The organism is Dysosmobacter segnis (assembly GCF_014297285.1).
GTDB lineage: Bacteria > Bacillota > Clostridia > Oscillospirales > Oscillospiraceae > Oscillibacter > Oscillibacter segnis.
The window spans coordinates 23,355-47,965 of the sequence record NZ_JACOQI010000008.1 but is presented as its reverse complement, the minus strand read 5'-3'; the positions used below and the strand labels follow the sequence as shown (position 1 = coordinate 47,965).

Annotated in this window: 22 protein-coding genes; 5 read left to right on the top strand and 17 right to left on the bottom strand. The window is 56.7% G+C overall.

The genetic code is table 11. From position 1 onward, the window contains the following. Nucleotides 1-173 precede the first annotated feature (173 nt). Complete coding sequence (locus H8Z83_RS09620; protein WP_187014924.1) at nucleotides 174-1,025, top strand: IS3 family transposase; 852 nt, start codon at nucleotides 174-176, stop codon at nucleotides 1,023-1,025. A gap of 48 nt (nucleotides 1,026-1,073) precedes the next feature. Here H8Z83_RS09620 and H8Z83_RS09615 read toward each other — a convergent pair whose 3' ends face one another. The 4 genes from H8Z83_RS09615 to H8Z83_RS09600 form a co-directional block, all read right to left on the bottom strand. After that, entirely contained in the window at nucleotides 1,074-1,472 is a 399-nt protein-coding gene (locus H8Z83_RS09615; protein WP_187014826.1) for a transposase, read from the bottom strand. 179 nt (nucleotides 1,473-1,651) lie between these two features. Next, the gene (locus tag H8Z83_RS09610) at nucleotides 1,652-1,912 is read right to left on the bottom strand and encodes a hypothetical protein (RefSeq protein ID WP_187014825.1); all 261 of its coding nucleotides are present in this window, start codon (nucleotides 1,910-1,912) and stop codon (nucleotides 1,652-1,654) included. Nucleotides 1,913-2,323: 411 nt separating this feature from the next. Continuing rightward, nucleotides 2,324-3,343: a DUF4179 domain-containing protein gene (locus H8Z83_RS09605; protein WP_187014824.1), complete on the bottom strand. Its 1,020-nt coding sequence runs from the start codon at nucleotides 3,341-3,343 to the stop codon at nucleotides 2,324-2,326. Then, entirely contained in the window at nucleotides 3,340-3,900 is a 561-nt protein-coding gene (locus H8Z83_RS09600; protein ID WP_187014823.1) for an RNA polymerase sigma factor, read from the bottom strand. The genes H8Z83_RS09605 and H8Z83_RS09600 overlap by 4 nt, the downstream gene beginning before the upstream one ends. 186 nt (nucleotides 3,901-4,086) lie before the next feature. Between H8Z83_RS09600 and H8Z83_RS09595 the strand changes: the two genes are divergently transcribed. Continuing rightward, complete coding sequence (locus H8Z83_RS09595) at nucleotides 4,087-5,463, top strand: CapA family protein (protein ID WP_187014822.1); 1,377 nt, start codon at nucleotides 4,087-4,089, stop codon at nucleotides 5,461-5,463. A 70-nt stretch (nucleotides 5,464-5,533) separates the two neighbouring features. Here H8Z83_RS09595 and H8Z83_RS09590 read toward each other — a convergent pair whose 3' ends face one another. From H8Z83_RS09590 to H8Z83_RS09575, 4 genes are read right to left on the bottom strand one after another with little or no spacing between them, the layout of a single operon-like run. Beyond that, complete coding sequence (locus tag H8Z83_RS09590; protein WP_187014821.1) at nucleotides 5,534-6,340, bottom strand: transporter substrate-binding domain-containing protein; 807 nt, start codon at nucleotides 6,338-6,340, stop codon at nucleotides 5,534-5,536. Between the two features lie 36 nt (nucleotides 6,341-6,376). Further along, complete coding sequence (locus tag H8Z83_RS09585; protein WP_187014820.1) at nucleotides 6,377-7,405, bottom strand: ornithine cyclodeaminase family protein; 1,029 nt, start codon at nucleotides 7,403-7,405, stop codon at nucleotides 6,377-6,379. A 50-nt stretch (nucleotides 7,406-7,455) separates the two neighbouring features. Continuing rightward, nucleotides 7,456-8,187: an amino acid ABC transporter ATP-binding protein gene (locus H8Z83_RS09580; protein WP_187014923.1), complete on the bottom strand. Its 732-nt coding sequence runs from the start codon at nucleotides 8,185-8,187 to the stop codon at nucleotides 7,456-7,458. A gap of 7 nt (nucleotides 8,188-8,194) precedes the next feature. Further along, nucleotides 8,195-8,875, bottom strand: coding sequence for an amino acid ABC transporter permease (locus H8Z83_RS09575; protein ID WP_207732034.1), 681 nt, complete (start codon nucleotides 8,873-8,875; stop codon nucleotides 8,195-8,197). Nucleotides 8,876-9,484: 609 nt separating this feature from the next. On the opposite strand from H8Z83_RS09575, the gene H8Z83_RS09570 reads away from it, so the two are divergent. Both H8Z83_RS09570 and H8Z83_RS09565 read left to right on the top strand, forming a co-directional pair. After that, nucleotides 9,485-10,468: a 1-aminocyclopropane-1-carboxylate deaminase/D-cysteine desulfhydrase gene (locus H8Z83_RS09570; RefSeq protein ID WP_187014819.1), complete on the top strand. Its 984-nt coding sequence runs from the start codon at nucleotides 9,485-9,487 to the stop codon at nucleotides 10,466-10,468. 21 nt (nucleotides 10,469-10,489) lie between these two features. Beyond that, a complete protein-coding gene (locus H8Z83_RS09565; protein ID WP_187014818.1) occupies nucleotides 10,490-11,920 on the top strand; it encodes a Na+/H+ antiporter NhaC family protein in 1,431 nt (476 codons plus the stop codon). A gap of 225 nt (nucleotides 11,921-12,145) precedes the next feature. Here the strand turns inward: H8Z83_RS09565 and H8Z83_RS09560 are convergent, their stop codons facing one another. The 5 genes from H8Z83_RS09560 to H8Z83_RS09540 all read right to left on the bottom strand — a co-directional run bounded on the left by H8Z83_RS09560 (nucleotide 12,146) and on the right by H8Z83_RS09540 (nucleotide 17,452). Further along, the gene (locus H8Z83_RS09560; RefSeq protein WP_187014817.1) at nucleotides 12,146-12,313 is read right to left on the bottom strand and encodes a hypothetical protein; all 168 of its coding nucleotides are present in this window, start codon (nucleotides 12,311-12,313) and stop codon (nucleotides 12,146-12,148) included. 304 nt (nucleotides 12,314-12,617) lie between these two features. Then, entirely contained in the window at nucleotides 12,618-13,517 is a 900-nt protein-coding gene (locus H8Z83_RS09555) for a ComEC/Rec2 family competence protein (protein WP_187014816.1), read from the bottom strand. Further along, nucleotides 13,507-14,595, bottom strand: coding sequence for an ABC transporter ATP-binding protein (locus H8Z83_RS09550; RefSeq protein ID WP_187014815.1), 1,089 nt, complete (start codon nucleotides 14,593-14,595; stop codon nucleotides 13,507-13,509). Before H8Z83_RS09550 ends, H8Z83_RS09555 begins: the two co-directional genes overlap by 11 nt. A 17-nt stretch (nucleotides 14,596-14,612) precedes the next feature. Beyond that, nucleotides 14,613-16,262, bottom strand: coding sequence for an ABC transporter permease (locus H8Z83_RS09545; RefSeq protein WP_187014814.1), 1,650 nt, complete (start codon nucleotides 16,260-16,262; stop codon nucleotides 14,613-14,615). Between the two features lie 125 nt (nucleotides 16,263-16,387). Further along, nucleotides 16,388-17,452, bottom strand: a complete 1,065-nt coding sequence (locus H8Z83_RS09540) for an ABC transporter substrate-binding protein (RefSeq protein ID WP_187014813.1) — start codon at nucleotides 17,450-17,452, stop codon at nucleotides 16,388-16,390. Between the two features lie 259 nt (nucleotides 17,453-17,711). On the opposite strand from H8Z83_RS09540, the gene H8Z83_RS09535 reads away from it, so the two are divergent. Beyond that, nucleotides 17,712-19,901: an extracellular solute-binding protein gene (locus tag H8Z83_RS09535; protein WP_187014812.1), complete on the top strand. Its 2,190-nt coding sequence runs from the start codon at nucleotides 17,712-17,714 to the stop codon at nucleotides 19,899-19,901. A 160-nt stretch (nucleotides 19,902-20,061) separates the two neighbouring features. On the opposite strand, the gene H8Z83_RS09530 is transcribed toward H8Z83_RS09535, so the two are convergent. The 4 genes from H8Z83_RS09530 to ilvN are packed head-to-tail and all read right to left on the bottom strand — an operon-like array spanning nucleotide 20,062 to nucleotide 24,603. Continuing rightward, entirely contained in the window at nucleotides 20,062-21,285 is a 1,224-nt protein-coding gene (locus H8Z83_RS09530; protein WP_187014811.1) for an ATP-binding protein, read from the bottom strand. Nucleotides 21,286-21,296: 11 nt separating this feature from the next. Beyond that, nucleotides 21,297-22,958, bottom strand: coding sequence for a dihydroxy-acid dehydratase (ilvD, locus tag H8Z83_RS09525; RefSeq protein WP_187014810.1), 1,662 nt, complete (start codon nucleotides 22,956-22,958; stop codon nucleotides 21,297-21,299). Between the two features lie 19 nt (nucleotides 22,959-22,977). Beyond that, the gene (gene ilvC / locus H8Z83_RS09520) at nucleotides 22,978-24,039 is read right to left on the bottom strand and encodes a ketol-acid reductoisomerase (protein ID WP_366464095.1); all 1,062 of its coding nucleotides are present in this window, start codon (nucleotides 24,037-24,039) and stop codon (nucleotides 22,978-22,980) included. A gap of 18 nt (nucleotides 24,040-24,057) precedes the next feature. After that, nucleotides 24,058-24,603, bottom strand: coding sequence for an acetolactate synthase small subunit (ilvN, locus tag H8Z83_RS09515; RefSeq protein WP_187014808.1), 546 nt, complete (start codon nucleotides 24,601-24,603; stop codon nucleotides 24,058-24,060). Between the last annotated feature and the right edge of the window lie 8 nt (nucleotides 24,604-24,611).

The following is a 24,611-nucleotide window of genomic DNA, read 5'->3' as shown; positions in this document are numbered from 1 at the left end:
GTCTGAAATAGAAACAAAAAAATGGCGGTAAGAGAGTAATACTCCTTACCGTCATCTTTTATGACTTCCTTTTATTCTGCCTCGTCCATAAAGGCGGAGAATGAAGTTATAAAAAAAGAGATCGCCTTGAGAGAAGAGAGGCACGCAGCGCAACTCAAGGCGAGAAAGCAGCGATCATCAAAGAGCTGCGTGAAAAAGGATACCAATTGAAATATCTGTTGAAATCTATGCAGATGGCACGGTCTACCTATTATTTTGAGTTGAGCAAGGCCGATCAAGTTGCTGTTCGAAACCATTGCTTGGCAGATGAAATCAAGGACATTTTCTCACAGCATAAAGGCCGCTACGGTGTGCGAAGAGTATATCAGGAACTGATAAAGCGCAGCCACAAGGTCAATCATAAGCGGGTACAACGGCTTATGCACACTATGGGGTTGGCAGGAAAGCGCCCAAAGGAAAAGTATCATTCCTACAAGGGCGAGGTCGGCAAGGTTGCTGAGAATATCCTTGACCGGGATTTCAGCACGACAGCTCCTATGCAAAAATGGACTACCGATGTATCTCAGTTCGGTTTTTCGTGGGGGAAGTGTTATCTCTCTCCCATACTCGACATGAACACAAACGAAATCATTTCTTATGATTTATCTCAAAGTGCCAATATGGAACAGATCCAGAGAATGTTGGCCGGCGCCTTTACGAAGTTTCCCTCTGTAGATGGCCTGATCTTTCACTCTGATCAAGGGTGGCAGTACCAGCACGTGTACTTCAGGCAGGCACTTAAAGATCACAAAATCATTCAATCCATGTCAAGGAAGGGCAACTGTTACGACAATTGCATCATGGAGACCTTCTTTGGACGGATGAAAAACGAGATGTTCTACGGGCATGAAAAAGAGTATTCCTCTTTTGAAACATTTGCCAAGGCTGTTGACGGCTACATAAATTACTACAACAACGAAAGAATCCAAGAGAAAACAAAATGGATGCCTCCTACAAAATTCAGAGAGGCATCCATGTGCACCTAATTCAATTTTTCATGTGTCCAGAATTCTGGCAATGTCATGATGCCGGGGTCAAAAGTATAGGAAATTTCTGAAAATGGAATAATTCGTAGCCAACCTTACCACCCCCAAATCTATTGTGTTATAATGGTTATAGATTTGAAGGGTGGTAAAGTTGATTTGTTTTTCCTGTGGGACGGGTATTTTCCGCGCAATAAGCGAAGCATAATTATATAGGATCAATCGCGCAAAAACCTCTTGTAGTAAAAAGTCCGTTTTCTTGCCATGCAGGCAAGATAGCCCAATGGCATACTTAAGCTCTCTAAAGGAAGTTTCGATTCCCCAACGGAGACGGTAAAGTTCTTTGATTTTTCCAATGGGAAAAGTCTCTGAATCAAGATTCGTATAGACGGTCTCGTAGCATCCACCAGAAATTCGGAAGCGAACAACACGGAAACGCAAATCATACATCTTGGGATCTTTGGGAGCAATGTAGTCAAATGTAGTAAGAGCATAATTCTTATGATTTGAACATTCTTTTTAAAGCGGATTTTCCGATCCGCTTTGTTGTCATGCCCTGATGTCGCAAAAGACAGCACACAGCTTGCTTTCGCTTTGCTATGTGCTGTCTTTGTGAGGTTCCTTACTTGCTAACTAAGTGACATTGGGGCAAACGCCTCCTGTACGCTTTTCCAGAAGATGGCGAGGTTGTCGGAGTATACGCTGATGCGGATCATTTTCAGGGTTTCCGCCTTGGCGCGCTCCTCCAGATACCAGTTCACTGCCGTGGTCTTTCCGTAGCCCATGGGGGCGACCACGGTGGTCATGGCGCAGCGGGAGATGGGCCGCAGGCTCTCCTGCAGCCGCTCGGATATGTAAATGGTATTCAGATTCCATTTCGGTTTCGGCATGGTTCCGCCCTCCGATGCGCTTCAACAGGCTTCTTTGTCTATAACGGTTGCGGTTTGTATGTAATTATACCGGTTTTATCCGCAAGTGTAAACATCATCCGTATTTTTCTGCCTTTTCTGGCCGTAAAATTACAGAAGGAACGCCTTTATCCGGCCTGTCAAACAGCCGAGGCCGGGCGAGATGGCCAGCACAGGGAACTGCGTCCCGGTGAGAGGAGCGGGGGTTGCTTCACCCTTTGTGAGGGTGACGAGGCAGAAGCGGTCTGCGCCTGTTGCCCCCTCCACAGTCTCCGGAAAGTATGGGCTTTCTCCCACAAAAAATCCGACGCTGAAAAGCGTCGGATTTTTGCCGCTATAGGACAGTGAAACAGAAGAATGAAGAAGAAACCGGTTTGGGTACGCTCCGGTCCCTCAGTTGCCCGCGGTGTTCTCTAGCGGGAACGTCACGCTCCAATTTCCCTCCACAGGCCCAGCGGATGTGACAAACATCCCGTACAGCGCGTAAGTGTCAAGGGCGTAGGCCTCAATACCGGTGAACACATAATCCTCATAGCTGCCCGTCCCCGCATCATCGAAGAAGGCCGCCGAACCGTCACACTCAATTTGCTCGCCGGTCTCCCGGTTTACCAGAGAAATAGAGCCGTGGTTGTCCGTTTTGAGGATGTCCGCGTAATACACCTGCACATGGAGCCATCCGTCCACATAGCCGATCCCCGTCAGGGTCACGCCGTCCACGGGAGATGCGATCGCGTCACCCGGTTTCAGCACCGTCACGCTTTTTCCGCCGTCGGAGCCGAACAGGTCCCCGCTCAGACCCCGGGGTTGGACCGTCTGCGTGGCGGAGGTCAGGCTGCCGCCCAGATCCACGCCGTCAAGGGTACCCTCCCAGCTTTTCTTACCGCTCAACAGCTTTTGAACGGAAAACGTCAGCTTCTCACCCTCGATGCTCTGCCGGTCCCACTGCTCAAGGGTCACAAGAAATGTGGCGGTGTGGGTGTCCGGGGCGTAGTTGACCAGCTTACAGTGGCCCGTGCAGTCAAAGGGCGTGTGGAGCCGATAGCTGTCGAAAAGGTCCACCGTTTCATCGAAACGCTTTCCCGTGAGGTCCCGCATGGAGAGATAGATCTCGGCGGTATTCTCGTGGATGTAAGCCGCCGTCACCTCCATGCGGATGCCGTTGTCCTCGCAGGACCGCTGCACCGGCTTGAAGAACTGGGCCGTGGCGGGGGTGACAGCGTACAGCAACTCATAAAATGCCGGACTGAAGGCCGCCATGGCGGGGACGGCCAGCACGCAGACCAGGCAGAGGCAGGCTGCCAGCGTTCCCCACTTCGCCCAGACGCTTTTCCGCTTGTTCGGCGCGGTGTCCGCCGCTTCGATGTAGGCGGGGTCGATCCGTTCCAGTTTATCTAACAGTTCATTTCCTCTCATATTGTGTAACCCTCCTTGTTCAGATGCTCCCGCAGCCGGTTGCGGCAGCGGAACAGCGTTGTTTTCACCTTGCTTTCGGATATGCCATAGCGCTTGGCGATGTCGGCCACGGAGTCCAGATACCAATACCGGCGGACGAACATGTTCCGTTTTTCCTCATCCAGTTTGCCGAGAAAGTCATTGATGGCCGTCCGAAGTGCCAGATCATCCATGCGGCACGAGCTGTCATCAGGCGCCGGGATGCATTGCTCCATTTCCGCACTGAGCTCACAGATAAAAGCGCTGCGCTTCAGACGGCTGCGGTCACGGCAGCAGTTCAGGGAAATGTGGCGGGTGATCCGGGCGAGGAAGGCGTAGAAGTGATCGCTTGGCTCATGGGGCGGGATCGTGCGCCATGCCTCCATGTAGGTGTCATTTTCACACTCCTCGGCCGTCTGCAGATCATTGACGATCCCGTAGGCCAGCGTGCGCAGACGGCTGCCGTATTTCTCGGCGGTCTGCCGGACGGCTGTCTCGTCACGCCGCAGGTACAGCGCGACGATGCTGCGGTCATCCATGGCGTTCATCTCCTTCCGGTTTTGATTGAAGGACCTTCACCCCTATAAGCACCCTTTGGGGCAGTCAGGTTACATGGTTTCAAAAATTATAGCAAAAAATTATCCCCGTTTCGACAGCAAACGGGGATAACAGAGTTATGTTTGTTTTTTACGACCATCTTTCCGTCTGGCGAAAAACGTGTTATAATGCGGAATAACCGCGGCAATGACCGGAAACCTGCGGTTCCCGGCGGCAGCGGCGATGAGAAAACACACCTATCAGCGCGTTCCGTCACGGCGCGGCTGACCGGTCAGAAAGGAAGTGAGGTCTCCATGCGCGGAAAACGGGAACTGCCCCGGAAGCGCCCGCCGTTTCTGCTGTTTGTCCTGATCTTTGCCGCCGGCTTTCTCGCGGGGACGCTTTTCTGGCACTTCCGCCCTTTTGACGCGTCCGTTCCCTCCGGGGGAACAGCCACTCTGCCGGACACCTCTGCGGGAACGGAAGTCTCCCCGGAGCCGGAGCTTCCCCCGGCCCCGCCGCAGGAAGAAGAACCCTCAGCTGAACCGGCGCCCTTTGTCATTTCCTTTTTGGGGGACTGCACCCTGACCTCCAGCCACCACACCAACCACTTTGAAAAGCTGGTGGGGGACGATTACGCTTATCCCTTTTCCAACGTGGCGGAGCTTCTGCTGGCTGATGATCTGACGCTGGCCAATCTGGAATGTTCCTTTTCCCCCCGCCGTCTGGAGTCCGACTCGGAATACGCCTTCTGCGGCGATCCCAACTATGTGCAGGCTCTGGTGCTGGGCGGTGTGGAGGCTGTCACCCTGTCCAACAACCACACCCGCGATTTCGGTGACGCCGGCCTCCGGGACACTGAGGCCGCACTGGCGGAATACGGCGTTGCCGGGATCCCCGGCAATCAGGAGCAGTGCTTCGAGCTGCGCCACGGCAATGGGGACACCCTGCGGCTAGGGGCCTACGTCCACCCCTTCAACGGCTCCGCCAAGCAGATGGAGGATGGCTGCAAACGGCTCAAGGACGAGGGGGCGGATATCATTGTGGCCTTCATGCACGCCGGGGCCGAAAAAACCTACGTCCCCACCAAGCGGCAGACGGCGCTGGCCCATGCCGCCGTGAAAGGCGGCGCGGATGTGGTGGTGGGGACCCACCCTCACGTTTTACAGCCCATAGAAGCCTATCAGGGCAGCGTGATCCTGTACAGCATCGGCAATTTCTGCTTCGGCGGCAACCGCAGCCCCTCGGACAAGGATACGGTCATCGCCCAGCTCACCGTGTCCGGCAGCGGCGAGGACCGTTCGTGGGAGATGTCCTATATTCCCTGCTGCGTCAGCAGCGTCTCCACCCGGAACGATTACCGGCCCACCCCCTATCCGCCGGATACGGCGGCTTACCGGCGCTGTTTTCAGAAGCTGGACGGCACCTTCCGTCCCCCGGTCCCCAAGCCTGAGGCAGCGGAGACCCCCCCTCTGCCGCCGGAACCCACGCTCGGTGCAGAACTCCTCTCCCCCCTGCCGGACGGCGGCGTGATCGGTGACCCCCCAGCCAAACCGGAAGAATAATACGCAAAAAGAGCCGCTGACGCGGCTCTTTTTGTTGTGTCAGCTCAAATTTGAATCGTTGATTCCGGCGTTACTCCGCCGCGCTTTCCAGCTTCTTGGCCTCTACGATGAACTGCTCGATGGTGTTCTGCTCCTTCAGCTCTGCCAGAACGCCGTTGATGAACTCGGCCAGCTCCGTGTTCCCCTTCTTGACGGCGATGGAGTAGCCGTCACTGGTTTCCGGGATGCCGAGATCCACGGCGGCCAGATCCTCCTTGGCGTCCGCATAGGACAGCACGGTCATGTAGTCCAGAAATACGACATCCAGCTTTCCGGCCTCCAGCTCCATGACCAGATCCTGTACCTTGGCAAGGCCGACCGTGGTCTCCTCACCGCAGTAGGTAACGCAGTTGTTATAGGGCTTGGAGCCGGTCTGCGCGCCGCCCTTGACCCCCTTCAGATCATCCAGACTGGCGTACTTGTCCGCATCCTCGGCCCGCACCAGAATCAGGTTTTTGGCTTCCAGATAGGGATCGGAGAAGTCGGTGGTCTTGCGCCGTTCCTCATCCGCGGTCAGGCCGGCGATGACCAGATCGAACTCGTCATTGGCAAGGCTCATCAGCAGATTGTCAAAGGACATATCTACAATTTTCAGGGATACACCCAGCTTGTCGGCAATGGCCTGGGCGATCTCCATGTCAAAGCCCACGATGGTGTCTTTCCCGTCCACCTCCGTATGGAACTCATAGGGTGGGTAGTCCGCGGAGGTGCCGACCACCAGCTCCCCCTTCTGCTTGATCTGATCCAGTGCAGACGAGGCCGCATCCTCCTTGCCGGCGCAGGCCGTCAGGGACAGCAGCGTTACCAACGCCAGCAGCAAAGCAATCGCTTTTTTCATGCTATTCTCTCCTCTTCTCGTTTTCGACCGGGGCGTTTATTCCCACAGAGGCTTGTCCCACAGCTTGACCTTGGTGCCAAGGCCCAGCTTGACCGCGTTCTGGTACAGGGCGTAGGCCACGGTGATGTCCAGCGCGCCCAGACCCAGAGAGCAGGCGTAAATGAACTGCTCGTCAGAGGTTCTGCAGGGCTTGCCCAGCACCAGGTCGCTGGTTTCCAGCACTTCCTCCTTGGTGATCTCACCGGCGTCGAACACCTGCGTGATGGCCTTGTTCTTGAAGGTGATGATCTGCTTCCAGTAATCCACCACATTCACGTCCGCAGCCTTTACCACGTCCGTCGTGGCCTCGTTGGAGACGCAGACGATGGCGCTGTGGGGCTTCACCCAGCTCTTGTCGATGAAGGGCGTTCTGGCGGTGGTCTCGCCCACGATCAGCTGAGACTTTGCCGCTGCCGTCTTGCTGTCGGAGGTGGGGATGATGGTCACGCCGTACTTGCCCTCGGACTCCTTGGCCACCTGCTCTGCCTTTTCCAGATCCAAATCGCAGAGGTAAATGGTCTTGACCGTGGGGATCGCCTCGCAGATCGCCATGATCATGGTCCGGCCAATGACGCCCGCGCCGATCAGCGTCGCGGTATCCGTGTCGGAGGGGGCGCAGTATTTTGCCTGCAGGCCCGCCACAGCAGAGGTCCGCATGGCGGTGATGATGGTGCCGTCCTGAATACAGAAGGGCAGGACCGTGACGGGGTCGCTGAGGATGGAAATGTCGATGCCGTAAGGGATGCCGGGGGTGGTGGCGTTCTTCTTGGACTCGGCGGCCCACTTGATACCGGCGATATTCAGATCGCCGCCGATGTAGCTGGGCATGGTGTTGAAGAAGGATTCCCACTCCGTCCCCTCCGGGATGCCCAGATGGACCTTCGGGGGATTCTGGATCTGGCCCTGCCCCAGCATTTTATAGGTATCCTCCGTGATTTTCAGGATCATCTTCATATCCAAAAGACCGGCCTTGATCTGGTCTTCCTGCTGCAGAAACAGAATTTCGGGATTGATCGTACCTAACATAATAAATTCCTCCAATTTTTTTGTAAGCCACTTGATGCGGCTGTGTTGTTTCAGATTACATGGATGACCTTGGACAGGAAGTCCTTGGTCCGTTCATTCTGGGGGTCCTCAAAGATCTGCTGGGGCGTTCCCTCCTCGGCGATCACGCCGCCGTCCATAAAGAGGATACGGGTCCCCACCTTCTTGGCGAAGCCCATCTCGTGGGTGACCACGACCATGGTGACGCCCTCCTTTGCAAGGTCCTGAATGACCGAGAGCACCTCCCCCACCATTTCCGGGTCCAGCGCGGAGGTGGGCTCGTCAAAGAGCATCACGTCCGGCTCCATCGCCATAGCCCGGACAATGGCGATCCGCTGCTTCTGTCCGCCGGACAGCTGAGCGGGATAGGCATCCGCCTTGTCCTCCAGACCGACGCGCCGCAGCAGCGCTCTGGCTTTTTCCTCTGCCGCCGGTGCCGGGACCTTCTTTACCTTTTTCAGGGAGATGGTCACATTCTCCAGGATCGTCAGGTTGTTGAACAGATTGAACTGCTGGAACACCATCCCCACCTTTTCCCGGTGCTTATGGACGGCGTAGCCCTTGTCGGTGATGCAGCTGCCCTCAAAAAAGATCTGGCCCTCCGTGGGGGTCTCCAGCAGGTTCAGGCATCGGATGAAGGTGGACTTTCCGGAACCGGAGGGCCCGATGACCACCACGACCTCCCCCTTTCGGATGGTGGTGTGGATGCCCTTGAGGACCTCCAGATCGCCGAAATTCTTTTTCAGTCCCTTGATCTCAAACAGAACGTTGTCAGCGGTCACTGCACTTCATCCTCCTCTCAAAAAGATCCAGCCCCTTCCCCAGCACGATGTTCAGGGTCAGGTAGATGATCGCGGAAATATAGTAGCAAGGCAGCGGGTTGTAGGTGGCGGTGACGACGATGCCGTTGTTGTACATCAGGTCGCCGACGCCGAGGTACTGGATGATGGACGTCTCCTTGATCATGGTCACAAACTCATTGCCCAGCGCCGGCAGAATGTTCTTGACCGCCTGCGGCAGGATGATGTTCACCATCGCCTGCGTCCGGGTCATACCGCAGGACAGCGCGGCCTCCGTCTGCCCGAAGTCCACCGCCTGAATACCGGAACGAATGACCTCCGCCACATAAGCTGTGGAGTTCATGGACAGGGCCAGGATGCAGGGCATGACCCGCGCCAGCTCCACGCCCAGAATGGAACCCTCCGGCCACGGAATGAAGTGAAGCTGATAGTAAACGATGTACAGCTGCACCAGAAGCGGCGTTCCCCGGATGACGGTGATATACAGCTTGGCAAACCCGGAGCACAGCCTGAATCTTGACAATCGCAGCAGCGCGATGAGACAGCCGAGGACCGTGCCCAGCAGAACGGTGATCAGGGAAACGATGACGGTGGTCTGCGTTCCTCGGAGGAAGTATTGGTAGTAGTTCAAAAATATCTCTGTAATGCCCATGGCGTTCTCCTCCTTCTCGCTTGCACCGTTTGTGTGCTTCGGATGAACGGATTGTATATTTTCTCACACTGAAAGTCAATAGCAAATTTGCAAAAATTTGTATAATTATTCAATTATTGTAAATATATACGAGAATATGGCTGTATACACTGGAAGCATTTGTGTTTCATGCGTATAAGCGCATAGTGGGTGCTATAAGCAAACATAAATGTTATACAGTATATTTGTATTTGTATACATACTATGCGTATGCACCTGCCTATCGGACATCGGCGGAATGCCCGCCCTCACGAAGCGGACCGTCAGTCCAACCATCCCGAAAGCGCAGCGGAAACGATGTGACAGCGGGGCAATACAGGCCCTTCCCTCTTCTATCCCTTTTCTAACACTGTTCAGACCCTCCGAAGCACGCACAACCGCAAGCGCCCCCAAAACAAGAAAAAAGCGCCCGCGATTGCGTATATCTTCTAATAAACAGAAGCAGGTCCGGGAGGTTTCTGTGCGTTTCATGGTAATTGGCGGCGAGCCCCCGAAAAAGATTGACATTCGGCAAAATGCCTGTTATTCTTTAAGCAAGTAAATTACTACTTGGCTAATTGGAGAAAGAGCATGAAACCGATTGAACGTTTTCTGCGTGAGACAGACCGCGTGCCGCTCATGCCTATGCCAACGCCCCTGCACCCCATGCATTACCAGCCCTCAGGAAAGGATGTCAGCCTCCTCATCAAGCGGGACGACATGACCGGTGTCGGTCCGGGCGGAAATAAGATCCGCAGCCTTGAGTTCCTCTTAGGGGAAGCCAGATCCAAGGGGGCTTCCAAAATCCTGGCAGCGGGACCGGAGCAGTCAAATCTATGCGCTCTGACCGCGGCGGCCTGTGCCAAGGCCGGGCTGGACTGTGAGCTTATCATCAACGCGGCGGAGCCAGCCCGCAAAGAGGGAAATCTCCTGCTGGAGGAGCTGCTGGGTACCAAAATACACTTCCTCGGCCCTTGTGACGGCACGGTTCGGAACCGCCGCATGGAGGAGCTGGCCGCCGCTTACCAGTCCGCCGGCGAACAGGTCTATGTGGTCCGCAACGGCGCGACCACCGGCCGGGGCGCGTTGGGCTATACCGCCGCAGTGGTGGAAATGAAGCGGCAGTGCGAGGATCTTGGAATTGGCCGCATGACGATTTTCGCCCCTGGCGGAAACGGCGGCGTCGCGGCCGGGCTGATCTACGGAAATCAGCTGATGGGCCAGCCCTTCCGCATTGTGATCGTCAGCGTCGAGGATGACCGGGAAACGCTGACGGCGCATATCCGCTCCACCATCTCCGAAGCGGAGGAGATCACCGGTCTCCCCATGGATGTGTCGGTGGAACAGGCGGCAGAGATCACAGACGCCTACCGTGGCGGCGGCTGGGGTGAAAACACAAAGGAGAGCCAGCAGGCAGTCCTGTCCTTTGCCCGCAGTGAGGGGATCTTCATCGAAAACGTCTATACCAGCAAGGTCCTGGTGGGGATGATGGACTGGATCGAACAGGAAAAAGTGTCCGGCCCCGTCTGCTATTTGCATACAGGCGGGCTCGGCTCCTTATTTGCGCAGTATTGATCGAGAAAGAGGGAAAAACTTATGGATTACGGCTATTTGACTTTGGTTGCTCCGATTCTGACGCTGGCAGTGGCCATTGCGACGCGGAAGGTGCCGCTGGCCATGCTGGTGGGCATTTTTACCGGACAACTGATTATTTGCGGATGGAATCCGTTTGCCGCCATCAACGAAAGCGTCAACGGCATTTTAAGTGTTTGCGCCGACACCGGAAATCTGAAAACCTTCCTGTTCACGGCGCTGATGGGCGCGTTTGTGATCCTGGTGCGCATCTCCGGCGGCGTCAAGGGCTTCGTCAATTACCTGACCGAGCAGAGCAAGCGCGTGAAGAGCCCGCGGATGGCGATGCTCATCGCCTATGTGATCGGCATCATCATTTTTATCGACGGTCTGCTCAGCATCATGTTCACCGGCGTGGTGACCCGCCCGCTGATCGACAAATTCAAGGTCTCCCGTGAAAAGCTGGCCTACATCTGCGACGCGACTTCCGCGCCCGTCAACGCCATCATTCCCCTGAACTCCTGGGGCGCTATGCTGATGGGCCTGATCTCCGCGGAGATCGCCTCCGGATATATCCAGGGCGAGCCTATGAATCTGCTGATCCGGAGCCTTCCCTTCCAGTTTTACAGCATCCTCTCCCTGCTGTTCGTGCTGTTCTATATTGTCACTGGAAAAGACTGGGGCCCCATGAAAAAGGCAGAGCTGCGGGTGCGGAACACCGGCAAGCTGTATGATGATGGAGTAACGCCGCTGCTCAACGACAATGACGGCTTTGAGGAACTGGTGGAGGAAGGCAAAGAGAACAAGTGGAACATGATGTTCCCGCTCATCACCCTGATCGGCGGCGCTTTCATCGGCCTGCTGGTCACCGGCGGAGGAAATCTGGCGGCGGGCGACGGAACCACGGCGATCCTCTACTCTGTTGTTATCACACTGCTCATTATGTGCGTCATGTATACAAAGCAGGGGATCATGACCGCCAAGGAGTTCGGCGACAGCGTTATGAAGGGCGTCAGCAGCATGATGGGTCTGGTGATCCTTCTGGTGCTGTCCTTCTCCATCGGCGGGGTCATCAAGGGAATGGGAACCGGCCAGTTCCTTGCCAGCCTGCTGGGTGACAGCATTGACGGTGCCTTCTGCCCGGCCATCATCTTCCTGATGGGTGCGCTGATGGCCTTCTGCACGGGAACCAGCTGGGGCACGTTCTCCATCATGATGCCCATTGCAGTCCCCATGGCAGTGGCTATGAACGGCAATATCCTGCTGACCATCGGCGCAGTGGTGTCCGGCGGCATTTTCGGCGACCACTGCTCTCCCCTTTCCGATACCACGATCCTGTCCTCCATGTCCGTGGGCACCGATCTGTATTCTCACGTAAAAACGCAGCTCCCCTACGCGCTGGTGACTGCGGTGTGCACAGCGGCCCTCTATATCGCCTTCGGTCTGATCCTGTAACAGCGGGGCGCTTTCGTATCACCGTGCTTGACCGCTAAAATAAGCAGCCCACAAAATTACCCTGCCGGTTTCGGCCAATGTCACTTAGTTAGCAAGTAAGGAACCTCACAAAGACAGCACACAGCAAAGCGAAAGCAAGCTGTGTGCTGTTTTTTGCGACATCAGGGCATGACAACAAAGCGGATCGGAAAATCCGCTTTAAAAAGAATGTTCAAATCACATGAATTATGCTACTCTACAGGTGAAGCTGGCAGAAGATTTCTGCGTTAGCTTCTCAATACCCCAGCGCATCGCATAAAGCCTCTTAATATCATGTAAAGGGAAAGCGGATGCATCCAGATTCGTAGCTTGAATTGCATCTTTCAGTGCTTTTTTTACAGTTTTTGGATTCACAAGTAAGCCTCCTCGTAGTTTGGCGTGTCGGAACACGCTTCTAACTACAAAGGCCATTTTGCTAACCAAAGTTAGCAAAATGGCCGCACGAAATGATGCTTTTGTCAAGCCCTGTTTTGAATTATTACGAAAAAAACTCCTACCCTCTCATTTCTGAGGGTAGGAGGATTTGTCAGCTTAACTTACTGACATTGGCCGGAATCGGCAGGGTAATTTTATACGCTGTTCGTTTTGGCGGTAGTAGTATTTTAATCGATCGCTGACTTTTTGATCCGGCTTGAACGCAGCGGAGGCAACTGCCGGTTTAGATATCAAAATGAATGGCTAGATGGTTACTCACGTGCCCGTTACTATCTGGGATCGCATCTGTAACATACAACGCGCAGCCCTTCTCCCGCACCATCTGAAGGACGGAGGCAGCGGGACAATCATCGGTACGGGTGTTGGAGACAGAGATCACAACCGTCTTCGGGGCCAGCATATCCAGCAGATGTGGGGTGATGGAATCCCGGTGGCCATGATGCGGTAGCTTGACAAGTGTACAGGGCGGGATCTCATGCTTCTCCCAGCAGTCGGCATACATATCGCCGGGCAGCTCCACGGCAGTTTCCTTGCAGATCAGCCGCAGGCGGATGCTGGTGTTGTTGATAAAGCCGTCCAACTCTTCCAGCTCTCTGTTGTCGGCCCGGTCTTCCAGCACATTTTGCCAGATGGCGGCCTGACGCTCAAAAATAGGCTGCGCTTCCAAGAAGCATTCTGCCGTCAGTTCCGGTGTCAGCGGCCACGTGCCGGGGGACGCAAGAGAAACCTCTGTTCCCTGCTGTTCCATAATCGCAAGTGCGCTTAAGAATACATTCAGAGATTCCAGCAGGCATCTGGCTCCGGCGGAAAACCCCTCCGGTACCGGTACACGTTTCCCCCAGAAGATTCTGTCCGGAAGATAGTTGCACCGGAAGCTCCTGACCGCAACGCACTCCAGCAATTCCGTCAGACCGCCGCTGTGGTCTCTGTGAAGATGGGTCAGCACCAGCAGATCCAGAGTATCTATTCCCTCCTGCCGCAGGAAGTCCGCGGCAGAGATCCGCTGAGAATCAGGCCCCCCATCGCCGACGGTCCAATCGCCGCAGTCCACCAGCATGGTGAAGCTGCCGCTACGAATCAAAATGGCATCCCCATAGCCCACATTGATAAAATCAAGTGTCATGGCTCCCTCCATCCTTCAGGATGTGGAGCTTTCGGGTATCCAGACAGAGCTGCACGGCTCCACTTCTGGCTCCGCTCAGGTCCACATTGGCATCGTCGATAATAAACTGTTCCTCACCGACCCGCACCCAGTAGCGGATTATGCGGCCCAGAAAGCTGTAATTTTCGATCTGACCTTCCAGACTCTTCCCTTCCGGCACAGACTCCCCGGGTTCCGCCAGACGGATGCACTCCGGCCGCACCACCAGCGTCACGGTCTCGCCAGGTTCCACAGGGACCTCCGTGGGAATCTGGAGGAGCATCCCGTTGTGGTCAGCGGCAACAGTGCCGCCTTCAGCAGACACAATTCTGGCGGTCAGGAAATTGACCGTGCCCACGAAATCTGCCACAAAGCGGTTGGCAGGCCGGAAATAGATCTCCCAAGGAGAGCCGATCTGCTCGATGTGTCCGCTGCGCATGACCGCAATGATGTCGGACATGGAGAGTGCCTCATCCTGGTCATGGGTAACATAGATAGTGGTGATGCCCAGCTTCTGCTGGATCTGCCGCAGTTCCGTGCGGACGTCCACACGCAGCTTGGCATCCAGGTTGGAAAGGGGTTCGTCCAGAAGCAGGATCTCCTGGCCCATCACCAGTGCCCGGGCAAAGGCCACCCGCTGCTGCTGACCGCCGGACATCTCCTTGGGGAATCGCTTCTCCAGCCCTACCAGGTTAAACATCTTCAGCATTTCCTGAACCCGGCGGTCCATCTCTTCCTTAGGAGTTTTATTCAGCTTCAGGCCATAGGAAATATTCTCATAGACAGTCATATGGGGAAAAAGTGCGTACTCTTGGAACACCAGAGGGGTGTTGCGCTTAAAAGGCGGCAGTCCGTTCATCCGTTTGCCGTCTACCAGCACATCGCCCGATTCCGGCTCAGAAAAGCCGGCCAACTGGCGCATCAGGGTCGTTTTACCGCAGCCGGAGGGGCCCAGAAGCGTCACAAAAGCACCCTTTGGGATCTCAAGAGACACATGATCCAGTGCCGTAAAGTTTCCGAACTGCTTAACAACATTTTTAAATTCAATGTAAGGTCTCATATCTCTTCGCCTCCTGTTTACAATTCCAGCTCAATGCCCTGCTTACCCAAAACCCACTGCGCCAGCTTCAAAACGGTGAACGCAATGGTGATCAGTACGATGGTAAAGGCTGCCGCCTCACCGTACTGTCCACTCTGCACCAGCACCATAACCGAGATGGTACCCACAGTAGTAGAGGGCGCATACAGGAAGATCACCACGCTCAGGCAGGTGACGGACCGCAGGAAGGACAACACAAAGCTGGACATAAAGGGCGCTTTCAGCAAGGGAATGATGACGTCCTTAAAGGAACGGAAGCTGTTGGCTCCCAGATTCAGCGCCGCATCCTCCACAGATGCGCCGATCTGCTGCAGCCCCGCCGTGGCAGAGCTGTAACAGGTGGGAATATTCCAGAACAGCAGGGCCAGAACCATAATCACGGAGGTTCCCGTCAGCTCAAGGGGCGGCGCATTAAAGGCCATCACGAAGCCGATGCCGAGGAACATACCGGGAATGGCGCCGGGCAGAATACCCAGGAAATCCAACAGGCGGTTAATGCCCACCTGCTTCTTCTGCACGATGTAGGCCAGGACCATCGCCAGGAACGAAGCTCCCAGAGAAGCCAGGAAGCCATAGCGGATCGAGTTCCAGATCTGCTTTCCCTTCAGGAATACATACTGGATATTCTTCATGGTCAGCGACCAGTCATAGCCCCAGGTCTTGGTAAACGCGCCGTAGAAAAGCGTGCCGTAGACCAGCAGGATAAAGAGGGAGATCAGCATCGTCAGGCTGAACAGCCCCCATTTGACCCACTTGGGGACCGGGAAGGGGTTCAAGGAGATCTCCTTGCCGGTGATCGTCACATAAGACCGTTTGCCCACCCAGAAGTTCTTCACCAGGAATAACACCACCGCAGGGACCAGCAGTGCCACCGCCAGCACAGAGGCGGTCTTCATATCGTACCAACCGGAGATCTGCATATAGGCCTCTGTGGGTAACAGGGCCAGGTCTCCGCCAATCATCTGGGGATTGCCGAAGTCGGTGAGTACATTGATGGCAGCCACCAATGCGCCGCCAGCCACGCCGGGGCGGCACAGCGGCCAGAAGACATCCTTGAATACACGCCAGCGGGGAGCGCCCATGTTATAGGCCGCGTACTCCAAATTGGTGGAAATGGAGCGGATCACGCCGTAAATGACAGAATAGGCATACGGGAAAAACGTGACGGTCTGGACGATCCACAGGCCCAGGCGACCATAAATATCAACATGCAGCCCCAGAAGCTGTTTGGTGACGATACCCTGTACGCCGAAAAGCAGAATATAACTCAGTGCCACGATAAAAGGCGGGGACACGATGGGCAGCAGCGTCACAAATCTGAAAAGGCCCTTACAGGGAACATCCAACCGGGCAATAACGTATGCAAAGAGGAATGCCACCGCCGTGCAGGACACCGTGGAGATCAGGGTCATGAACAGGCTGTTTTTCAGGGCTGTGAACCAGCGGGCTTTCTGGAACAGCTGCATATAGTCCTGTCCGCTGGGGAACGTGATAACCCGGATCACCGGGTATACCACGAAGAATCCAACGAAAAGGATAATCGCGATAATGGCCAGCATTAAAAGCGGTTCGTTTTTCAGCCGCTTCATTTCTTTGACCGATTCCCGGAGCGCAACACCGGAGGCCATAAGGATCAGCTCCTTCCGATAAGGTGATAAAAGAGGTTCGTTGAAAGTATAGGGTGTCTAAAAATAGCATGGGCCGCCTGCCCACAGCGCAGGCAGGCGGCCCAAAGAAGAATGAAGGAACGAAATCAGGCGCGGTTGGAAATGATCTCAGCGTCGAACTTCTCCAGAACGGCTTCCTTCATAGAAGCGGCCTGATCACGGTCATAGTCAACAAGGTCTACTTCCTCCAGAGTGGGCAAACCGGCAGGGGCTGCCACATCGGTGCGGACAGGATAACGGTAGGAAGTGGCAACGCTCAGTTCCTGCGCTTCCTTCGTTAGCAGCCAGTCGATGAACACCTTGGCGTTCTCGGTGTTGGGGCCACCCTTAATGATGGCGGAGCCGCCGATCTCATAAGCAGTCTGCTTGGGGATGATGAGCTTCAGCGGATAGCCCTGCTGCTGGATCTTGAAGCTATCATGAGCCCAGGCGATGGAGGCGATGAACTCACCGGTAGCCACAGGGCTGATGACATCGCCGGCACCCTTATAATAATGATGTACGTTCTGATCCAGAGTCTTCAGATAATCCCACGCAGCGTCCTCGCCCAAGCGGAAGATCTGGCAGGCAGTGGCGATGTAAGCGCCGCCGGCCGTGGTGGGGTTGGCCCACACGAACACGTCCTTATAGTTGGGATCCAGCAGATCATCCCAGGTTTCCGGCATCTTGACACCCTTGGGAGTCAATTCCTTCTCAAAGCGCTCCTCGTTGATGATGATGCTCAGAACGCCCATGTACCAGCCCTGCCAGAAATGATTGGGATCGTTAAAGCGGGCATCCAGGCTGTCATTGTTGGGAGAGTCATATGCCTCAAAAGCACCTGCGGTGGCCAAAGAGCCATACAGGTCCACAGAGCCGCCTACCAGAATGTCTGCCTTTGGATTGGCCATCTCTGCCTGCACACGGGCCACGGCATCGCCGCCGCCCAGAGAGATGTACTCGATCTCAATGCCGGTATCCTTCTTGAACTGGTCTGCGATGGCGATGGTATTGTCCTCGTTCAGTGCGGAATAGACCACCAGCTTGCCGCCGGTCTGTCCTGCGGTGCTGCCGTCATTCGTGTCTGCGGGAGGGGTATCCGTTTTGCCGCCGCATGCGGCCAGAGTCAGCGCCATAGTCAGCGCCAGTGCTAAGCTCAAAAACTTCTTCATGGGACACAGCTCCTTTTCATCATATTGATTTTGAGGAAAACGCGGTGCGTTTCTGTATCTATACCGTACCAAATATTTTGGAACGTGTCAATTAGATTTTTGACATTTCGCAAAATCTGAATGAGTTTTCGTCGCTATGCATATATAATATGAACAACAATCGGCGCATTGCACAGTGCGCTCTTGCGCCCATTGACTTGAAGCAGCAGCAAAATCATAGTAAAATAAATGTATCACAAGCATAGGGGGAGGATGACGTATGCCCACCATCAAAGATATTGCCCGAGAGGCGGGTGTTTCCCACGGGACGGTCTCCAACGTTATCAACGGCCGGGGCAACGTCAGCGTGGAGAAGATACAACTGGTGTGGCAGGCTGCGGAGAAGCTGGGCTACAAGGTCAACAGCAAGGCACAAAGCCTCCGGCAGGGGCAGGACCGCAGCATTGCGGTGCTTCTGCCGAGCATTGAGGACCGCCGCTGGGCGGCCATGTATGAGGTGTTCCAGAACGAGTTTATCCGGCACGGCTATTCAGTTCAGCTATATTCCACCCGCTCTATGGAGACCACCGAGAAAGAACTGCTGGCTGCCGCTCTGGCTGAGCGGGTCAGCGCGGTCATCAGCCGTTCGTGTCTGTTGGATGCCGCAGCGTATTATCGGGCAGAGGCCCCGGAGCTTCCAATTGTACTCCTTTCTCGGGAAAGCCGTGCACTCGAAAATGTTATGTATGCCGCATTCGATCCCGAGCGAATGGGAACAGACATCGCCTGGCATCTGCGGCGGAAAGGACTGCGGCGGATTGGTATTTTTACAGAGCCCGCCGCATTTCCGGATACCGCGCTGTTTCTAAATGGATTCCGGACGGTCTGCGCGGATGAGACAAGTGTTCTGGATTGCCCAAATCATCAGGTGGATCTGCGGGCCTTTGAGCTTTTTGAAGAGGACGAACCGTTTGATGCCATCGTATGCACGGATCAACGCCGGGAATCGACTGTCCGGGCGGCCTGTGCTTATGCCAGCCGTCGGCCGCTGCCGCTGATCGTGTCTGCTGCCCCCCGGTCTGCTGTGACCGATCCGTTGGCGTTGGCATATGAGCTGGATTACAAGCGTCTGGCGCACCGGATCGTTAAGGCTCTGCTGGCACGTCTGGAAACGCGATCCCCCCTGCCGCCGACCCTTTTTATGGAGAACAATGGTTTTCGAAATCAGGTACCGGTGCCGCAGTTGACAGAATCAAACCTGCGGATGCTCACGATGGCGTCCCCTTCCACCACAGCGTTGAAACGCCTGCTGCCGCATCTGGAAAAGAGCACAGGGATTCATCTGGAACTGACGGTGCTCCCTTCCCTGAGAGATGTCTACGAGGTGATCCAATCCTCCGGCAGCGGACGGTATGATCTGATCCGGATGGATGTGGCCTGGATGGACGAGCTTGCTAAAAAGCTGTTTCGGCCGCTCCATCAAATTCCCTTTGACTGGGACGGTCTGCTGGCGCAGACGTTGCCGGAGTTCGGAGACAGCTATACCTCCGTCAACGGAGAGCGCATCTGCGTCCCCTACGATCCCAGCACACAGCTTATGTTTTACCGGCGGGATTTGTTTTGCGATCCCACCTACAAGCGAATGTATTTTGAAGCCTACCGGCGGGAACTGGAGGTTCCAAAGAGCTTTGAAGACTACAATCGAATTGCAGGCTTTTTCACCCGCAGCCTCAATCCGGCTTCCCCTGTGCAGTATGGTACGACCGTAGCCATCGGCAACGTGGTGGTAAGCCCCAGTGAATTTCTGCCCCGTTTGTTTGAGCAGGGCGGAAAGCTGTTCAATACCAAAGGCCGGATCACTGTCGACACCCCGGAAGCCTTGACAGCCCTGAAAAACTACCGGGAAACGTATGCCTGCTCCGACAGGACTGTGCATGACATCTGGAAAAACGTGCTGGAAGGCTTTGCGGACGGCTCCGCCGCCATGACGGTGGTGTTTATCAACTATGCCTCCCACATTTTAAACTCCAAGATGTCCAGCATCGCCGGCAAGCTTGGCTTTGCGCCGGTACCCGGCGGCAAGCCCCTGTCAGGCGGCGGCGTGGTAGGAATCACCCGAAGCTGCGCGCACCCGGAAACGGCTTGTGCGTTTTTGTCCTGGCTGTATTCCAACCAGACCGCACCGGCGTTCACCTTACTGGGCGGGTTGTCACCCTGCCGTTCGGCATACAGCAACCGGGACATCAAGGAGCGGTATCCTTGGCTGTCTGCGGCCCGCCGCAGCTTTCCCAGCGCCCAGCGCCGGAGTGGAAGTGCCTATTACAGCAACTTCAGCGAGCTGCAAATGGAGAATATCCTGGCAGCCTATGTGCAGCGGGCAGTCCTCGGCGTCTGTACGCCGGAGGAGGCCCTTGCGCAGGCGCAAGCGGAAATGGACGCACATTTTACCGCAAATTCGGAATTTCTCTGATAATGGCGCGGCTTAGAGTGAAAAAGCGCAAAGAAAAACACGGCAAGCATGCCGTGTTTTTCTTTTATGCCCCTTGTGCTTATACCGTTTTCATTCCCCGAAAACGTGCAGATACACCGAAATAAGGACCGAGAGGACCTCGCAATTACATCTAATCAGTTCAATGCTCCAGCTGGTCCACGAACTGCCGGGCCGTCCGTCCGGAACGGCTGCCGCTGCGGACCTGCCAGGTGGCGGCTGCGGCCCGGAGCTGTTCCGGCGGAAGATCCATCCCCGCCTTTTCCGAAAGCGCGGAGACGATCTGCTGGTATTCCTCGAAGGTGGGGGCCGGGTAGAAGATCTGCAAGCCGAAGCGGCTGGCCAGAGACAGCTTTTCCTCTACGGTGTCGGAGCGGTGAATGTCGCCGTTGTGCTCCACATCGCCGCGGTCGCTCCACACCTCCCGCACCAGATGGCGGCGGTTGGAGGTGGCGCAGATCCGCACGTTTTCCGGCGGCGCCTCCGCCCCGCCCTCCATGACGGCCTTCAGATATTTATAGGAGGTCTCGTTTTCCTCAAAGGACAGGTCATCCAGAAACAGAAGAAAGCGATAATTGCGGCCCTTCACCTGCCGCAGAATGTCGGGAATCAGGTCATACTGCTCCTTGTAAAGCTCAATGAGCCGCAATCCCTGATCGGCGTACTCGTTGACGAGGGCCTGAATACTGGTGGATTTTCCGGTACCGGCATCGCCGTAGAGCAGCACGTTGTTGCTGCCCTTCCCCCGCAGAAAGGCTTCCGTATTGCGGATCAACAGATCCTTCTGCTGCCGGTAGCCCACCAGATCCGCCAGACGCACAGGAGGACGGTCCTCCACGGGGACCAGCTCCGCGCCGTCCCCTGTCCTTCTGGCCCGGAACACCTGCCCCATGCCCAGCAGACCGACGCCCTGAGTCTGGTAGAACGCCGTCAGGCGGTCCAGCAGCCCCTCCGGGGAACCGGCGGCGGCCAGTTCCCCGCTGAACGCCATAAATGAGGCGCGATCTGCGGTACGGCGGCTCTCGTGGCGGAAGTTCCGCAGCAGCGGCCACGCCCCGCCCTCCGGCGGCGCGCTCACCAGCTCAAAAAAGAGCTTCATATCTGCCAGCGCCAGCGCTTTCAGCGTGTCCTGTCCGCCGGAACGCCGCTCCCACGCGAGGGAGAAAGGGTTTTCACTTGACACCAGCTCCCGGGCAATGCAGCAGCGCCACAGGTCTCCCTGCCAGCCGTTTTCCACGGCCAGCGCCACCAGCTCCCCCTGAGCGGCCACGCGGATGGCTTCCTCCGACGACATAAGCCGCCGAAGAAGGCTGTCCGGCTTCTGCCGGAACAAAATCAGGCTGTCTAATGCCTCAACTGTGTGCATAAGTTCCGCCCTCATTGCAGAATAGCGCCCTTGTCGGCAGAGGACACCAGCTTGGCGTAGCGGGTCAGATAGCCGCTCTTGATCTTCGACTCCGGGCAGACCCAGGTTTTCCGGCGCTCCGCCAGCTCCGCGTCCTCCACGCACAGATGGATGGACCGGCCGGGAATGTCGATTTCAATGAGATCCCCCTCCTGCACCAGACCGATCACGCCGCCGGAGGCAGCCTCCGGGCTGACGTGGCCGATGGAGGCTCCCCGGGTCGCGCCGGAGAACCGGCCGTCGGTGATGAGGGCCACGTCCTTGTCCAGTCCCATACCGGCGATGGCGGAGGTGGGGTTCAGCATCTCCCGCATACCGGGGCCGCCCTTGGGACCCTCGTAGCGGATCACCACCACGTCGCCGGGGCGGATGCCCCCGGCGTAGATGACGGCGATGGCCTCCTCCTCGCTGTTGAACACCCGGGCGGGACCCTTGTGCCGCAGCATTTCCGGGGCCACGGCGCTCTGCTTCACCACGCAGCCGTCCGGGGCCAGATTGCCAAACAGGGCGGCGATGCCGCCGGTCTTGGAATAAGGCTCCTCCAGCGGGCGGATGAGACAGGTGTCCAGATTCTCCGCCGTTTCCAGATTTTCCCCTACGGTCTTACCCGTCACGGTGGGCAGCGAGGTATCCAGCAGACCGGCCTTGGTCAGCTCCTTCATCACGGCCCAGACGCCGCCGGCCCGGTCCAGATCCTCGATATAGGTGTCACCGGCAGGAGCCAGATGGCAGAGGTTGGGGGTCTTGTCGCTGATGCCGTTGACCATGCGCAGATCCAGCTCCACCCCGGCCTCGTGAGCAATGGCGGGCAGGTGCAGCATGGTGTTGGTGGAACAGCCCAGCGCCATGTCCACGGTCTCGGCGTTGTGGAAGGCGGCTTCCGTCATAATATCCCGGGGCCGGACGTTTTTCTCCACCAGCTCCATGATCTTCATGCCGGTCTCCTTGGCCAGCCGCAGCCGGGCGGAGTACACGGCGGGAATGGTGCCGTTGCCCCGGAGGGCCATGCCGATGGCCTCCGTCAGGCAGTTCATGGAGTTGGCGGTGTACATACCGGAGCAGGAGCCGCAGGTGGGACAGGCGTTTTCCGTGTAATCCGCCACCCCGGCCTCGTCCAGCTTTCCGGCGTGATACGCCCCCACCGCCTCAAACATGTGGCTCAGGCAGGTGCGGCGGCCATCCTTGAGGCGGCCCGCCAGCATGGGGCCGCCGGAGCAGAAGATGGTGGGGATATTCAGCCGTGCCGCCGCCATCAGCAGGCCCGGCACGTTCTTGTCGCAGTTGGGGATCATCACAAGGCCGTCAAACTGGTGGGCCATGACCATGGCCTCCGTGGAATCCGCGATGAGGTCCCGGGTCACCAGAGAATACTTCATACCCACATGACCCATGGCGATGCCGTCGCACACGGCGATGGCCGGAAACATCACCGGCGTACCGCCTGCGGCCCGGATACCGGCCTTTACAGCCTCGGCGATCTTGTCCAGCCCCATGTGGCCGGGGACGATCTCGTTATAGGAACTGACCACGCCGATGAGGGGCCGGGCAAGCTCCTCATCGGTATAGCCCAGCGCGTAAAGCAGGCTGCGGTTGGGCGTCCGCTCTACGCCGGTCTTGATCTGTTCAGAACGCATACGCTTCTCCTCCCCTCGGTCAGTTGGAGGCGGTGTCCAGGTCCTTGTCGCCGCCCCAGATCATGTTGCGGCGCAGCTCCTCGCCCACCTGCTCCATGGGGTGCTTGGCCAGCTGGTCCCGCTTGGAGTTGAAGAAGGTGCGGCCCCGGCTCTTGTTCTCCGCGATCCAGCGGCCGGCAAAGGTGCCGTCCTGAATGTCCGCCAGCACCGCCCGCATCCGGGCCTTGGTCTCCTCGTGGGGCAGCACCCGGGGGCCGGAGACGTACTCGCCGAACTCGGCGGTGTCGGAGATGGAGTAATTCATGGCGGCCACGCCGCCCTTGTTGATGAGGTCGATGATGAGCTTCATCTCGTGGATGCACTCGAAATAGGCGTTCTCCGGGGCGTAACCGGCTTCCACCAGCGTCTCGAAGCCGCACTGCATCAGATCCACCACGCCGCCGCACAGAACGGTCTGCTCGCCGAAGAGGTCGGTCTCGGTCTCATCGTGGAAGGTGGTCTCCATGATGCCTGCCCGGGCGCCGCCGATGCCGGCGATGTAGGCCAGCGCGATCTCGTAGGCCCGGCCGGTGGCGTTCTGCTCCACGGCCACCAAACAAGGTACACCCTTGCCGGAAACATAGGTGGAGCGGACGGTGTGGCCGGGGCCCTTGGGCGCCGCCATAAACACATCCACACCGGTGGGCGGCACGATCTGCTTGTAGCGGATGTTGAAGCCGTGGGCAAAGGCCAGAGCGTTGCCCTCCTCCAGATAGGGGGCGATATCCTTCTTGTAAACGTCGGCCTGCACCTCGTCGTTAATGAGCATCATCACGATGTCGCCCCACTTGGCGGCCTCGGCAACGGTCTTGACGGTAAGCCCCGCGGCCTCTGCCTGGGCCCAGTTCTTGGAGCCTTCCCGCAGGCCTACGCAGACCTCGCAGCCGGAGTCCTTCAGGTTCAGGGCATGGGCATGGCCCTGAGAGCCGTAGCCGATCACGGCGATCTTCTTGCCGTTGAGATAGTTCAGGTCGCAGTCCTTTTCATAATACATCTTAGCCATGGTAGATTTCTCCTTTTTATAATGGTTTTGTGTTGAAATGAATGATAAATGCACAATTTACAGCATTTTTCCAAGATTGAATTCCAGTGTTTCCTTCCGCTCGTCCTGAATGGTGTACCGGCCCCGCTCCAGCGCCACCATGCCGGTGCGGACCATTTCCAGAATACCGAACTCCCGGAGCAGATCCGTCAGCGCCTCGTTTTTGGATTCCTCCCCGATGACCGCCAGGGTCATGGAGATGGAGGAAACGTCCAGAATGGAGGCCCGGAACACGTTGGCCAGCTGAATCAGCTCGCTGCGGACGCTCCGCTCCTCCGCCCGGACCTTGCAGAGCACCATCTCCCGGCGGATGGAGTGTTCCTCCGCCAGCAGCCGGACGGAATGTACCGGCACCATTTTGGACAGCTGGTTGCACAAAAGCTCCGTCTGCTGGTCGTCCGTCAGGACCTCCAGCGTCAGGCGGGACAGGCCGCGTTCCTCCGTGGGGCCGACGGCCAGAGACTCGATGTTGAACCCCTTGCGGGAAAACAGCCGGGAGATCTGGGAGAGCACGCCGGGTTCGTCATCCACCAGGACGGAAAAGGTGCGTAATGTCGTTTCCATGATGTTGT